Origin of the sequence: Bacteroides sp. f07, from assembly GCF_042854785.1 — a bacterium.
Classification (GTDB): Bacteria; Bacteroidota; Bacteroidia; order Bacteroidales; family Bacteroidaceae; genus Bacteroides.
Map to the genome: position 1 here is coordinate 2,918,012 of NZ_BAABXI010000001.1, position 15,597 is coordinate 2,933,608.

A 15,597-nucleotide genomic window follows, 5' to 3' on the forward strand; every position below is an offset into this window, starting at 1 on the left:
AACAGAGCAGCCGTTTCAAGTTATTACCCGAAACGGCTGCTCTGTTTTTGTCATATGTTATTTACAATATCTCTCTATCTTCCCACTTTCCGCCATGCCACTCCACCACCGACGTGAAACCTGCTTTCTTCAAAGCTGCCAAGCCTTCGAGACGGGCATTGTTTATTCTTTCGGGATAGTGGGCGTCACTGTTCACTTGCACGCGGATACCCAAGGCCTTCAAGAAAGTGAAATAACGTTCATTGGGATAGAACGTGCCTAATTCGTGATAAGCCTTGGTGTTGATTTCGACAATATATCCACGACGGGCTATCTCTGCGAAATAATCGCGGACTAAAGTATCATACCACGGTTCGTCCAGTAATCCGGGACGGTAGCAGGAAGCATTGTAATGCATCTTGTCCGCATGACCGACAATATCGAATCCACCCAGTTCGACCATACGAAGCAGGTTCCTATAATAAAGGCGGACAACGGAATCCAGGTCACCGTCGAAATGCTTGTCTATTAACTGGCGGAAAGTATCTGCCGGAGTATCAATATCTACGATATTCCCTTCCGGGGAATACAGCATATGCACGGAACCTATCCGGTAATCGAGCGGCAGTTCCTGGAAACGGAGTGAAGCGGGGTTGCTGTCTTCATTCAGGTAATCTATTTCAAGGCCGATGGCAAGCTCTATCTTATCCGCATATTTCTTTTTGAGACGGGAAAATTCGGAAAGGTAATCTTCCATTCTGTCCCATTCCATTGTCCATGCAGTAGGAAACGGCAACGGGGCATGGGAAGAGATGCCATAGGAAGTAAAGCCTTCGCTGATAGCAAAACGGATAAAATCTTCCATGTTAGCTCGTCCGTCGCAATAAAGACAGTGGCTATGATAGTTAGTAAGGTTTGTCATACCAGGTTATGTTATCGGGGTTACAGCGGAACAAGTCAGCCTTCTATTTCGCTGAGTTCCAACCAGCGCATTGTTTTCTCGTCAATCAAGTCGTTCACTTCGGGCAGGCGTTTCGATTTCTCGGTCAGTTCGTCAACGGAAAGCGTACCGCTGCAAAGGAGTTCCTCAATCCGGGCTTTTTCCGCTTCCAGGTCGGCTATCTCCTTTTCCAGTTGTTCGAATTCGCGTTTTTCCTTGAAGCTCATCTTCCGCTTGTCGTTCAGGCGGACACGGGCGGTCTTTTCTTCCTGCGGTTTTTCGGCTTCTTTCTCCTTTTGGGCTTTCGCGTCTTTCCAGTCGCGGTAGTCGCTGTAATTTCCGGGGAAGTCGCGGATGTCTCCCTGTCCGTTGAATACCATCAGGTGGTCTACTACCTTGTCCATAAAGTAACGGTCGTGGGAAACGACAATGACACAGCCTTTGAAGTTCTGAAGATATTCTTCGAGCACATTCAATGTGATAATATCAAGGTCGTTGGTAGGCTCGTCCAGTACGAGAAAGTTAGGGTTACGCATCAGGATGGTACACAGGTAAAGACGGCGGCGCTCGCCCCCACTCAGTTTGTAGACATAGCTATGCTGGGTTTCGGGGGTGAATAGGAAATGTTGCAGGAATTGTGAGGCGGTCAGTTTCTTTCCGTTGCCCAGTTCGATGACTTCGGCAATATCCTGAATGACGTCAATCACTTTCATTTGTTCGTCAAACTGGAGTCCGTCTTGCGAGTAGTAGCCGAAACGGACTGTTTCGCCGATGTCCACCGTGCCGCTATCGGGTTGTACTTGCCCCATTAGTATCTTGATGAAAGTCGATTTTCCGGTTCCGTTGTTTCCTACGATTCCCATCTTTTCGTAGCGGGAGAAGATATAGGAGAAGTCTTCCAGGATTTTCAGGTCGCCGTAACTCTTGTACAGATGGTCGGCTTCGAATATCTTGCTGCCGATATAGGATGCTTTTACTTCCAGTTTTACGTTATCGTTATTGAAACGTTGCTTTGCCACCTTTTCCAGTTCGTAGAAAGCGTCTTCACGGTAACGGGCTTTGTGTCCGCGTGCCTGTGGCATACGGCGCATCCAGTCAAGTTCCGTACGGTAGAGGTTGTTGGCACGTTCTATTTCTACGCTTTTAGCTTCGATACGTTCCTGGCGTTTTTCGAGGTAATAACTATAATTACCTTTATATTGATAGACTTGCTGATTATCTATTTCGATGATTTCCGAACAGACACGGTCGAGGAAGTAGCGGTCGTGGGTCACCATCAGCAGGCTGAGGTTGGTACGGCGCAGGTAGTCTTCGAGCCATTCGGTCATATCAAGGTCGAGGTGGTTGGTAGGCTCGTCGAGAATCAGGAGTTCCGGTTCGGTTATCAGAGCGTTGGCGAGAGCGACACGTTTCAACTGTCCGCCGGAGAGTTGTTTCACCTTCTGGTCGAAGTTACGGATTTTGAGTTGCGAAAGGATTTGCTTGGCTTTCTGTTCGTATTCCCAGGCTTTCTCCTGGTCCATACGTGCCAAAAGGTTTTCCAGTCCCGGATGCCCTTCGGTTTCCATGCAACGCTCGTACTCTTTGATGAGTTCTACGGTGCTGTTGCCGTGATGGAAACAGGCTTCGAGTACAGTCAACTCTTCGGGGTATTGCGGGTCTTGTTCCAGGTAATCCACACGAAGGTCGCGACGGAAGACAATGTTACCGCTATCATAGCCTTCTTTTCCGGCGATGATATTCAGTAAGGTGGTTTTTCCACTGCCGTTCTTCGCTATCAGTCCTACACGCTGACCTTCGGCAATGCCAAAAGATATATTTTCAAAAAGAACCAAGTCGCCGAAGGACTTGGTCAGGTTGTCTATCTGTAAATAAGGTACTGCCACGTAATTTAGTGATTAGTCGGTTAGTGATTAGTGATTAATAATCACGGATTTATACTCTTCAATGACGTTGCAAGGCTCTCCTGCCTTTATCTTGCTCCATGCCAGTTTCATCGGGTCGATGATGCGGTCATTATATTGGAGCACAGGGGCTTCACGGTTGCCGTCAATCAATGTCTTCCATTCCATGCCGTCCACTTCGTTGGCAAGAATCGCGCAGACCGTGATACCGACAGCCAGCCATTCGTCTTTCTTCTTCGAACCAATCTTGCCGCTGTCAATCACTTGCTGAAGTTTTTCGAGGTCTTCTTCGATTCCTTGAAAGTCTTTCTTCAGTTCTTGTTTCACGGTAGATACCACCCATTCATATCCTTCATTAATCTGGTAGATTTCTGAAAGGCGTACGGGAATCAGTTCGGCGGGATACTTCTCTCCTTCCCTACGTATTTCCAAAGTGGCGATTACGTCTTCGGCTTCTTTCACAATTCCGCCTTTGGGGACAGTGAAAGAGCATTCGAAAGCAATATCGTCAATGCCTGTAATCCATACATGGGAAGTATAATAGGTTCCTTCTTCCTGGAACATTTCTTTGCTGTACGCACATTCCAACGTTCCGACTTTTACCAATGAAGCCGAATCGTTCTCACTCAGTTCCTGGCGGATGGCATCTTTGCCATAACCGGCCTTGCCTTTAAATGCGGAAATACGGAAGTTGCCCGACCATACATCGGGATTATAGAAAAGAAAAGAGCCTTCGCCATCTTCAAACTCATTCCAGTCCGATGGATAGTTCATGGAAAACCATGCTCCGGGAGAGATAAATTTCTTGCCTTGCATCCTTTTTCATTAAATGATTACTTGGCAAAAATACAATAAAATAGGGAAATTGCATGAAGATTAGATAAGAAACTATTTACCTATCGGCTGTATTTTCCTGCGCACCTCTTTGGAAATTTCCAAAAACATATAGTTCAGCTTGCCGGAATGGATGCCTTCCTCATTCTCTTTGTACTTCTTATTGGCGTATTGTTTGGATTTCTCGAAGGTGAGCAGTGACATTTCGTTCTGCGACTTGCCTACCATTGTGGAATCCAGTTGTTCGTCGGGGAAGAAGTCGTCCAGGTCGACGTCGCCAATCATCGTTGTTTCCAGGAAGTTCTTGTCGGTATGCGAATTGTCGGTATAATAGCCCACAAACATATGTCCCGGTGTACGCACAAGGATAGGGTCGATATTGATGGCACGAAGCAACGAAGCGAACAATACACTACCGTCCACGCAGTTGATTTGCGAAGATTCCAACGCATCATCAAACGTACGGACACGTTGCGAGAATACGACATTGCTCGAAAGGCTGGTATTGGAAACAGAGCTGTAACGGAATTTGCGTTTCTGCAAAATATTCCAAAGGGCATACACCTGCTTGTCTACCGCTCCTTTAGCCTTGCTCTGATAGCCGAGGAAACGATTGACGATACGGGTATTCAATGCTTCGCGGAGCAACTGGTCAATCATCGGGTTCTCTTCATTGACGTAGGCGGCAAAGAAAATACTTGTGTCATGGAACTTGGTTCCGTTCGCCACATATCCCAACAGACATTCGTTGATACTGCGGACAGAGAAGGTACGTACCCGTTGCCCCAAGTCTTTCCCGTTCATCTCGACGGTCACGGCAACGCTCACCGGCTCGGCTTGCGCGTTATTTTTCAATGCTTCGTAATTCCATATAATATCCGGGTAAATCGTATATTCCGTTCGCGGCTTGTTCAATACGAACTCCGATACGGAACGGGAGAAGAAAGGAGTTTCGGCCACTTCAATACGTACACGGCTGTATGCGGTCTTTGATTTCAGCCGGATGGCAATACATGATTTCGGGTTTCCCAGATAAGTGGAATCCGAAGGTATGATAACTTGCGCATCAGTAGTGGCTACGGACAGAATGGCCGAAGGGAAGATGTTTCCGCCCAAATCGTCGGCTATCTCAAAGCCGGTATTGAAAGAGGTATATTTAAAGACAGACACACCGCCAAGCAGGAGCAGCAGTACGATAACCGCACCTATCACTTCGCGCTTATGCCGTTTCAAGTCAATTTTTATCATCGTTTGTAGTTTCTATTATCAAACATTTCTATCCTATCTCGCTAACAAAGATAACAAATAGCAAACGTTTTTTCCTCTTGCAACCGACAAAAACTTCCATATTCGGTATCAAATTCCCATAAATCAAAGAATGTAACGTGATTGTAACATCTGTTTCATCTGACCGTAACAAAGTCTCCTCATCTTTGCATCAAAATAAAATAAAAACGTAACTTTGTCATATCACATTAATAAATACATCTTATGAACGAAACCCGTATTTTAGTTGTCGACGATGAAGAAGACCTCTGCGAGATTCTGAAATTCAATCTTGAGAACGAAGGTTATGAGGTAGATACCGCAAACTCTGCCGAAGAAGCACTGAAGATGGACATCAGTAGCTACCATTTAATCCTCCTCGATGTGATGATGGGAGAAATCTCCGGATTCAAAATGGCGAACATGTTGAAAAAAGACAAGAAAACAGCCAAAGTGCCTATCATCTTCATCACGGCAAAAGATACCGAAAACGATACCGTGACAGGATTCAACCTGGGCGCGGACGATTATATCTCGAAGCCTTTCTCCCTGCGCGAAGTCATCGCCCGTGTGAAAGCCGTATTGAGACGTACGGCGACGACGGAAACGGAAAGAGCGCCCGAACGGCTTACTTACCAGACGCTTGTCATCGACATCACTAAAAAGAAAGCGAGTATCGACGACGAAGAAGTGTCATTGACCAAAAAAGAATTTGAAATCCTGCTTCTACTGGTACAGAATAAAGGACGCGTATTCTCACGTGAAGATATTCTGGCACGTATCTGGAGCGACGAAGTGTATGTACTGGACCGTACTATCGACGTAAACATCACCCGTTTGCGCAAAAAGATAGGCATATACGGCAAATGCATTGTCACACGTCTCGGATACGGATACTGTTTTGAAGCTGAATAACTATTTATCATGAACCTGCCTGTAACTCAAAGACATTTTCTTTCTTTCAGCCGGAAGCTTTTCCTTTCGGTCATTTCGTTGTTCCTGGTATTCGCCGTCTGTTTCATCGCGTACCAGTACCAACGCGAACGGGAATATAAAGTAGAACTGCTGAATACCAAATTGCAGGATTACAACAGCCGGCTCTACGAGCGGCTGGATGAGCAACCGCTTGATAACAGAATTATCAACGATTATATCAATAATCATATTCTGGAAGACTTGCGCGTTACGCTTATCGACCTGGATGGGAATGTGGTTTACGACAGTTATCCGAACCACGACGAGCAGATGGAAAACCATCTGAACCGTCCGGAAGTACAAAAGGCGCTGAAACACGGAAACGGATATGACGTGCGCCGTACTTCGGAAACGACAGGAGTTCCTTATTTTTATTCGGCTACACGTTATAAGGATTATATTCTCCGCTCGGCATTACCTTATAATGTCAGCCTTATCAACAACCTGCAGGCAGACCCGCATTACTTATGGTTTACCGTAATCGTGACTTTGCTGCTGATGATTATCTTCTACAAATTCACGAACAAACTGGGGACTTCTATCAGCCAGCTCCGCGAGTTTGCCATGCGTGCCGACCGGAACGAGCCTATCGAGATGGCGATGCAATCGGCTTTCCCACACAATGAACTGGGAGAAATATCGCAGCATATCATCCAAATCTACAAACGGCTGCACGAAACGAAAGAGGCTCTCTACATCGAACGCGAGAAGTTGATTACCCATCTTCAGATTTCGCACGAAGGACTGGGAGTATTTACGAAAGACAAAAAGGAGATTCTTGTCAACAATCTCTTCACCCAATACAGCAACCTGATTTCGGACTCTAACCTGGAAACTACGGAAGAAGTCTTTGCCATCAACGAACTGAAAGAGATTATACATTTCATCAACAAGAACCAGCAACAACGTTCGAGAAGTAAAGACGAAAAGCGAATGTCTATCACCATCAACAAGAACGGACGCACGTTCATCGTTGAGTGTATCATCTTCCAAGACGCAAGCTTTGAGATTTCAATCAATGATGTCACCCAGGAAGAAGAACAGGTGAATCTGAAACGGCAGTTGACACAGAATATCGCGCATGAGCTGAAAACGCCTGTCAGCAGTATTCAAGGGTATTTGGAGACTATCGTCAATAATGAAAACATACCGCGCGAGAAGATTAATGTGTTTCTCGAACGCTGCTATGCGCAAAGTAACCGGTTGAGCCGGTTGCTGCGTGACATTTCCGTACTTACCCGCATGGACGAGGCTGCCAACATGATTGACATGGAACGGGTGGATATCAGTGTACTGGTAGGAAATATCATCAACGAGGTTTCACTGGAACTGGACGAGAAACATATCACGGTGGTTAATTCTTTAAAGAAGAGCATACAAGTCAAAGGTAATTATTCCCTGATTTACTCCATCTTCCGTAATCTGATGGATAACGCCATCGCATACGCCGGAACGAATATTCAGATTAATATCAATTGTTTCCGTGAAGACGAAAGTTTCTATTATTTCAGTTTTGCCGATACGGGTATAGGCGTATCCCCCGAACATCTGAACCGTCTCTTCGAACGTTTCTACCGGGTAGACAAAGGCCGTTCGCGGAAGTTAGGCGGAACGGGACTGGGACTGGCTATTGTGAAGAATGCAGTGATTATTCATGGCGGCATCATCTCTGCCAAGAACAATCAGGGTGGCGGGTTGGAGTTTGTCTTTACATTGGCAAAGGAGAAGTAAGATTCTTCAAGAAGCAAAGTTCTTAAAAAAGAAGACAGAGAAGAAAAGGAAGAAAAATTCTTTGTATAAAATGAAAAGGCATTATCTTTGTCTTCTATGTAATTCATAGAAGTTCAATATAATAACAGCCAATTATGAAAACGAATCTAAATATTCTTTCGATTGTATGTATTCTTTGTCTTTGTGCCTGCAAAAACGGCAATGCTTCCGGCTTAAACAAAACCGAAGTAGCACAGGATACTATCAAGACTTTCACATTACCCACCATCCCGACAATGATGACGGCGCCGGAACAACGGGCGGATTTCCTTGTCAAGCACTATTGGGATAACGTAAACTTTGCCGATACCAATTATATCCATCACCCCGAAGTGACCGAACAGGCTTGGGCGGACTATTGCGATATATTGAACCATGTTCCATTGGAAACAGCACAGCAAGCTATGCGGAAAACTATCGAACGGACAAACGTGGATAAGAAAGTATTCACTTACATCACCGATTTGGCAGACAAATATTTATACGACCCTAACTCCCCTATGCGTAACGAAGAGTTTTATATCCCTGTACTGGATGCCATGATGGCTTCTCCCGTACTGGAAGAAATAGAAAAGGTACGTCCCAAAGCCCGTCGCGAACTGGCTCAGAAAAACCGTATCGGAACCAAAGCATTGAACTTTAACTATACATTGGCTTCCGGCGCACAAGGTTCCCTTTATCAACAGAAATCGGACTATACCTTACTATTTATCAATAACCCGGGATGCCACGCCTGCACGGAAACAATCGAAGCATTGAAAAATGCGCCTGTCATCAATCAGCTTCTAGCACAAAAGAAGCTAACCGTCCTCTCTATCTACCCCGACGAAGAACTGGACGAATGGCGGAAACATCTGAATGAATTCCCGAAAGAATGGATTAACGGATATGATAAGACCTTCGCTATCAAGGAACAACAACTGTATGACTTGAAAGCCATCCCTACCCTTTATCTCCTGAATAAGGATAAAACCGTTCTTCTGAAAGACGCCACCGCGCAAGCTATTGAAGAATATCTTTTATTACATCAATAAACCTTGCAAAAAACAAATAAACTATCTATCTTTGTCGCGCATTGGTTCGCAGCCCTCAAAATATACGAGGAAAGCGATTAAAAGGGAATCAGGTGTAAATCCTGAACAGTCCCGCTGCTGTAAGTTCTATAAATGTGTTGCGAGCAACCTACTTTTAGCCACTGGAAAGAAACTTCTGGGAAGGCGCCCGCAACAGGAACGAGTCAGAAGACCTGCCGTGCACCCAATTTCACTGCTTTCGAGGAAAAAGCGTTGAGTCTAATGAACCGGACAATCCGTCTATCATTTCATTCATCACTCTGATTCAGAGAAAGTGTGTTTTAATTAATAAACTCTGCCAAGTTTATTTATGCGTGTCCGGTCGAAGGGATTTCGCCCGGACACTTTTAAAAGTGAAAAAACAGACCAGTAGTAGGATAAGGATGAGACATACAAGGCTATACAAAAGTATCTGTGCAGTACTCTACTGCCAACTTTTACTCCCGACACTTTTTGCGCAACAGCAAAAAGTGGATACAACGCATACATACTCCATCCCCGAAATTACTGTTTCCGATATTTATCAAACACGAGAGGTACGTTCTACCGCTCCGCTACAAGTACTTTCCAAAGATGCGCTAAAGAACCTGCATGCCCTGCAAGTTTCTGATGCCGTGAAGCATTTTGCCGGAGTGACCGTGAAAGATTACGGTGGCATCGGCGGACTGAAAACCGTATCCATACGCAGCTTGGGTGCACAGCACACAGCCGTAGGTTATGACGGAATCACCGTAACCGACTGCCAGACGGGACAGATTGACATCGGTCGTTTCTCGCTCGATAATGTAGACCAGTTATCACTTAGCAACGGTCAGAGCGATAATATCTTCCAGCCGGCACGTTTCTTCGCTTCGGCAGGAATACTGAATATACAGACACTTACTCCCCGTTTCAAAAAAGGGAAACGTACGAATATCAGCGCGGCTTTCAAGACGGGTTCATGGGGGCTTGTCAATCCATCCGTTCTGTTAGAGCAACAACTCAGTTCTAAGTGGACAGTCACAGCCAATGGCGAATGGATGTCATCGGACGGACAATATCCATATACCCTGCACTACGGAAATACAGAGGGCGACCTGACTTCACGGGAGAAAAGAAAGAATACCGACGTACAAACTTTTCGTGCCGAAGCCGGACTTTACGGCAACTTCTCCGATAAAGAGCAATGGCGATTGAAAGCCTATTACTTTCAATCTTCGCGGGGATTGCCGAAAGCCACTACACTTTATAACGACTATTCCTCACAGCACCTGTGGGACAAGAATACATTTGTACAAAGCCAATACAAGAAAGAGTTCAGCCAACAATGGGTATTCCAGACTTCCGCCAAATGGAACTGGAGCTATCAGCGTTATCTGGACCCCGACACCAAAAACTCTTTAGGAAAAACGGAAAACAGCTATTACCAACAGGAATACTATCTCTCCGCATCGGTATTATACAGATTATTGAGCAATCTTTCATTTTCCCTTTCGACGGATGGGAGTATCAATACAATGGATACTAATCTTACTAATTTTGCGCAACCCACCCGCTATTCATGGCTGACGGCTTTTGCAGGAAAATACGTGAATGACTGGCTGACAATCTCCGCATCCGCTTTGGCGACTATCATCAACGAAGATGTCAAGGAAGGCGGCAGCGCCGGCAATCACCGCAAATTAACGCCTTATGTCAGCGCTTCATTCAAACCTTTCCGTAACGAAGAGTTTCGTATCCGTTTCTTCTATAAGGACATCTTCCGTCTGCCAAGTTTCAATGACCTGTATTACCAGGAAGTAGGAAACACCAAACTGAAACCGGAAAATGCAAAGCAATATAATATCGGTCTGACATACAGCAAGAATGTATGTGCATTCATTCCTTATCTTTCGGCAACCGTTGATGCATACTATAACAAAGTAACGGATAAAATCATTGCTTATCCTACCAAGAATCTTGCTATATGGAGCATGAGAAACTTGGGAAGTGTAGATATCAAAGGTATTGACATCACAGGAAACTTATCTCTTCAGCCTTGGGAGAAAATCCGCATCAACCTGTCCGGTAATTATACGTATCAACGGGCATTGGACGTCACCAACCCTGATTTGAGTAAGGATAAATCGACTTATAAACATCAGATAGCCTATACTCCCCGTGTTTCTGCCTCAGGACAAGCAGGCATCGAGACTCCATGGATAAATATGTCTTACTCATTCCTTTATTCGGGAAAACGCTATACAGTGGGACAGAATATCGCAGCCAACCGACTGGATAGTTACAGTGACCACAGTATTTCGGCGAGCCGCGACTTCCGGATAAGAAAAGTTACAAGTTCGCTCAGCGTGGAAGTACTGAACCTGATGGATAAAAATTACGAGATTGTACGATACTTCCCAATGCCGGGACGTTCGGTAAGAGCAACGCTAAAAATAACATATTAAAAGCAGGATACTGATATGAAAAGGAAATTGACATATATATTTTGGTTCTGCCTGCCCATCCTATTATTATTCACGGCTTGTGATGATATGGAAGATAAGCCTTTCACTTCGGACATTGCAGGTGACCCGACTGAAACAGATACAGCCGAGCTCTATGCGTTATGTGAAGGACTATTCAATCAGAATAACAGTTCATTGATGCGTTTCTCTTTCGGCAACCAGAGAATGGTGCGCAACTATTTTAATACAATCAATCATCGGGGATTGGGAGATACGGCAAATGATTTAGCCATTTATGGCGACAAGATATATGTCATTGTCAATGTTTCCAGTACAGTGGAAGTAATAGACTTCCGTACAGGAAACTCCTTGAAGCAAATTCAAATGCTGACCGAAAACGGAAGTTCACGTGAACCGCGATACATCGCCTTTCATAAAGAAAAAGCGTATGTATGTTCTTATGACGGAACAGTGACACGTATTGATACAACTTCCCTCGCCATAGACGGTGTCACCTCCGTGGGACGTAATCCCGACGGAATCTGTGTACAAAACGAGAAGTTATATGTTTCCAATTCCGGCGGACTGGATTATGCATCCGGTCTGGGAGTAGACAATACTGTATCCGTGGTTGATATCGCCACATTCAAAGAAATCAATAAAATTACAGTAGGACCGAATCCGGGCAAGATTGTAGCCGGTACGGATGGAACAACCGTTTATGTAGCAACCCGTGGAGAAGATGTAGAAGCAGGAAATTATAACTTTGCAAAAATAGACTGTCTGACAAATGGAGTGACTCATTACAATGAGAAAGTACAGAACTTTGCCATTGACGGAGAGATTGCCTATCTATACAATTACAATTATAGTACGCAAACATCTTCTATCAAGACATTCAATCTGAAAACAGGAAAAACCGTTCGTGAGAATTTCATTACGGACGGAACAAATATCGATACTCCTTATGGAATCAATGTGAATCCTTATAGTGGCAACGTGTATATCACAAATGCTTATGATTACACCATATACGGAGATTTGCTCTGTTTCAACCAACAAGGGCAACTGCAATTCCGCCTGAATAATATCGGACTGAATCCGAACACGATTGTATTCAGCGACAAGGCTTCACAAAGCGACATTGATGATAATACCGAAGAAACTGAAAATTCATTGGCTTTCGCCGATAAAGTATGGGAATATAAGCCGGCTCCCGGACAGTTTATCAATACGAGTACGTCGGCTTACAAAGATGGATATACTTATGAAGATGTATTAAAAGAAGCTACCCGAAGGATACAACAGAAATCAATTATATCATTGGGCGGATTCGGCGGATATATCGTTTTAGGATTTCCTCAATCAATTCCCAATATAAAAGGAGAATACGATTTCAAAGTAAAAGGAAATGCTTATTATAATTTAAAGACAGGAACAGGGAAATTGGGTGGAAGCGCCGAACCTGGCATTGTATTTGTGTCCAAAGATGTAAACGGTAATGGAAAACCTGATGATGAATGGTATGAATTAGCGGGAAGCGAATATGGAAAAGATACAGAAACCCGCGGATATGAAATTACTTATTCCCGACCGGAGCCTGCAAACTTAGATATTCCTTGGGAAGACAATCAAGGTAATAAAGGAGTAATTTTCCGCAATAGTTTTCATGCACAAACGTCTTATTATCCGTTATGGATTGAAGAAGATAAAATAACATTCCAAGGAACACGCCTGAAAGATAATGCCATAGTAGAAAATGGACTATGGGTAGGTTATTGTTATCCATGGGGATATGCAGACAATCATCGCAATGATAAGGAAGACAGCAATTTCAAAATAGACTGGGCAGTAGACAGCAATGGCGAATCAGTTGTTTTGGATTGTATCGACTTTGTGAAAATTACGACTTCCATCAATCAGGATGCCGGACAGATGGGAGAAATATCTACGGAAGTCATAACCGTTGAGAACTTGCACTTAAAGAAGAATTAAATAATTAATAACTAAAAATCAGAAAAGAACATGAAGAAATTATCTTTATTATTACTACTATCAGTATTTGTATTTTGTAGTTGTGGTGACGATGACGATGTAAAAAACGAGGTTGTTGTTAGCTTTGAAAACCTGTTAACCAACATTGATAGTGAGTTCACTCCAACAGGTGACCAACCAACAGGTTATGACGTTTTTGAAACAAATATTAAAGACAATCAAAGCCTAATTGAATGCAACCACTATTATGCATCATGGGGGTTCGCAGGTGGATTTACTTATACTAATAAAACAGATATCACTACTCCTGGCTTTGGTAATAATAGCTCTATTACCGCAAAAGGTAAAAACGGAACAACTTATCTCACAGTATATACCAATAGCTATAATACAGCAAAAGTTATAAATCTTAATCAAGGTAAATACGCATTTAAAGGAACATGGGTTACTAACTCTACATATGCATATTTAGCAGTAAAAGATGGAAACGACGGCTATGAGAATAAAACCAAATTCGAAGATGGTGATTGGTTTAAAGTAACAGCCGTAGGGCATAATGCAGACGGAAGCGTAATTGGGAGTATAGACTTCTATTTAGCAGACTATCGCAACGGTAAAAAAGAAGTAATAAATAATTGGAAATGGTTTGATTGGAGTAGCATCAAGGATGCCGAATACATAACATTCGAAATGAGCTCTAGCGATAATAATCCTGATCCGAGCATTGGAATGAACACTCCAGCATATTTCTGTCTTGACGGTATTACTCTCATCGAGAAGTAAAAACAACCACACAATAAAAAAAGCCAGACTTTCTATTCAGAAGCCTGGCTTTTTTCATATTTCTCTTTTTACTTCTATATGCTTTCTATCCATAGAGAAACACTGCAAACGCATCACAGACTAACAAAAAGTCATTCAATACTTGTTAATTACACAAACTTTAGCTACATTCGTCGAGTAAAACGCTTAAATATACTACAATGGAATTACCTTTTGCCGAATCATGGAAAATAAAGATGGTAGAACCCATCCGTAAAAGTACTCGTGAAGAACGTGAGCAATGGATTAAAGAAGCACATTACAACGTCTTCCAACTCAAATCAGAACAAGTTTATATAGACCTCATAACCGACTCAGGAACAGGAGCCATGAGCGACCGCCAATGGGCCGGAATGATGCTCGGTGATGAAAGCTATGCCGGAGCAACCTCTTTCTTCAAACTGAAAGAGATGATTACGAAACTGACCGGATTTGAGTATATCATCCCGACGCACCAAGGACGTGCCGCAGAAAATGTACTTTTCTCCTATTTGGTACACGAAGGAGACATCATACCCGGCAATTCACACTTCGACACCACCAAAGGACACATCGAAGGACGCCGTGCCATCGCATTAGACTGCACCATTGATGCAGCCAAACAGACACAACTAGAACTCCCGTTCAAAGGAAATGTAGACCCTGACAAACTGCAAAAAGCCCTGACCGAACATGCAGAACGTATCCCCTTTATCATCGTAACCATCACCAACAACACAGCCGGCGGACAACCTGTATCCATGCAAAACCTGCGTGAAGTAAGAGCCATCGCCGACAAATACGGCAAGCCGGTACTTTTCGACTCCGCACGCTTCGCAGAAAACGCTTACTTTATCAAAATGCGCGAAGAAGGTTACCAAGATAAATCCATCAAAGAAATTACGAAAGAGATGTTCGCCCTTGCCGACGGCATGACAATGAGTGCCAAAAAAGACGGAATCGTCAACATGGGCGGCTTCATAGCCACACGCCGTGAAGACTGGTATGAAGGTGCAAAAGGTTTCTGCGTGCAATACGAAGGGTATCTCACTTACGGCGGAATGAACGGACGGGACATGAACGCACTCGCCATCGGACTGGATGAAAACACAGAATTCGATAATCTCGAAACACGCATCAAGCAAGTAGAATACTTGGCAAAGAAACTGGATGAATACGGAATCCCCTATCAGCGTCCTGCCGGCGGTCATGCCATTTTCATTGATGCGCCCAAAGTGCTGACACACGTACCCAAGGAAGAATTTCCGGCACAGACACTGACTATCGAACTCTATCTGGAAGCCGGTATCCGCGGATGCGAAATCGGCTATATCCTTGCCGACCGCGACCCGGTTACTCACGAGAACCGGTTCAACGGACTCGATTTACTGCGTCTTGCCATCCCCCGCAGGGTGTACACAGACAATCATATGAACGTGATAGCCGCCGCCCTCAAGAATGTATATGAACGCAGAGAAAGCATTACCCGCGGAGTACGTATCGCTTGGGAAGCCCCGCTGATGCGACACTTCACCGTCCAATTGGAAAAACTATCTATCTAAAAAACAAGATAAGTAATCAAATCAAGAAACGGTGAATAACAACCGGATTCCCCACTTATTATTCGCCGTTTC

The 15,597-nt window shown here is 44.0% G+C and carries 11 protein-coding genes and 1 riboswitch; of the genes, 7 read left to right on the top strand and 4 right to left on the bottom strand.

The features are described from left to right. Positions 1 to 61: 61 nt before the first annotated feature. From ACGHVY_RS12030 to ACGHVY_RS12045, 4 genes are all read right to left on the bottom strand, one after another. Positions 62 to 901, bottom strand: a complete 840-nt coding sequence (locus ACGHVY_RS12030) for a histidinol-phosphatase (RefSeq protein ID WP_390599275.1) — start codon at positions 899 to 901, stop codon at positions 62 to 64. 35 nt (positions 902 to 936) lie between these two features. Beyond that, positions 937 to 2,805 carry an ABC-F family ATP-binding cassette domain-containing protein gene (locus tag ACGHVY_RS12035; protein ID WP_390599277.1) on the bottom strand — a complete coding sequence of 623 codons (1,869 nt, stop codon included), beginning with the start codon at positions 2,803 to 2,805 and terminating at the stop codon, positions 937 to 939. Between the two features lie 27 nt (positions 2,806 to 2,832). Continuing rightward, positions 2,833 to 3,639, bottom strand: coding sequence for a DUF3805 domain-containing protein (locus ACGHVY_RS12040; RefSeq protein WP_308745457.1), 807 nt, complete (start codon positions 3,637 to 3,639; stop codon positions 2,833 to 2,835). A gap of 72 nt (positions 3,640 to 3,711) precedes the next feature. Then, positions 3,712 to 4,905: a hypothetical protein gene (locus ACGHVY_RS12045; RefSeq protein ID WP_167966319.1), complete on the bottom strand. Its 1,194-nt coding sequence runs from the start codon at positions 4,903 to 4,905 to the stop codon at positions 3,712 to 3,714. A 243-nt stretch (positions 4,906 to 5,148) separates the two neighbouring features. On the opposite strand from ACGHVY_RS12045, the gene ACGHVY_RS12050 reads away from it, so the two are divergent. From ACGHVY_RS12050 to ACGHVY_RS12080, 7 genes are all read left to right on the top strand, one after another. Next, positions 5,149 to 5,838: a response regulator transcription factor gene (locus ACGHVY_RS12050; protein ID WP_390599279.1), complete on the top strand. Its 690-nt coding sequence runs from the start codon at positions 5,149 to 5,151 to the stop codon at positions 5,836 to 5,838. Positions 5,839 to 5,847: 9 nt separating this feature from the next. Next, a complete protein-coding gene (locus ACGHVY_RS12055) occupies positions 5,848 to 7,629 on the top strand; it encodes an ATP-binding protein (RefSeq protein WP_390599281.1) in 1,782 nt (593 codons plus the stop codon). Between the two features lie 134 nt (positions 7,630 to 7,763). After that, the gene (locus ACGHVY_RS12060; RefSeq protein WP_390599283.1) at positions 7,764 to 8,702 is read left to right on the top strand and encodes a DUF5106 domain-containing protein; all 939 of its coding nucleotides are present in this window, start codon (positions 7,764 to 7,766) and stop codon (positions 8,700 to 8,702) included. A gap of 25 nt (positions 8,703 to 8,727) precedes the next feature. Further along, positions 8,728 to 8,937: riboswitch (cobalamin riboswitch) on the top strand. A gap of 187 nt (positions 8,938 to 9,124) precedes the next feature. Next, on the top strand, positions 9,125 to 11,167 hold the full coding sequence (locus ACGHVY_RS12065; protein ID WP_390599285.1) for a TonB-dependent receptor plug domain-containing protein: 2,043 nt from the start codon (positions 9,125 to 9,127) through the stop codon (positions 11,165 to 11,167). A gap of 15 nt (positions 11,168 to 11,182) precedes the next feature. Further along, positions 11,183 to 13,162 carry a YncE family protein gene (locus tag ACGHVY_RS12070; RefSeq protein WP_390599286.1) on the top strand — a complete coding sequence of 660 codons (1,980 nt, stop codon included), beginning with the start codon at positions 11,183 to 11,185 and terminating at the stop codon, positions 13,160 to 13,162. 30 nt (positions 13,163 to 13,192) lie between these two features. Further along, a complete protein-coding gene (locus tag ACGHVY_RS12075; protein ID WP_390599287.1) occupies positions 13,193 to 13,945 on the top strand; it encodes a DUF4465 domain-containing protein in 753 nt (250 codons plus the stop codon). Between the two features lie 200 nt (positions 13,946 to 14,145). After that, entirely contained in the window at positions 14,146 to 15,525 is a 1,380-nt protein-coding gene (locus ACGHVY_RS12080; protein ID WP_390599288.1) for a tryptophanase, read from the top strand. Positions 15,526 to 15,597 lie beyond the last annotated feature (72 nt).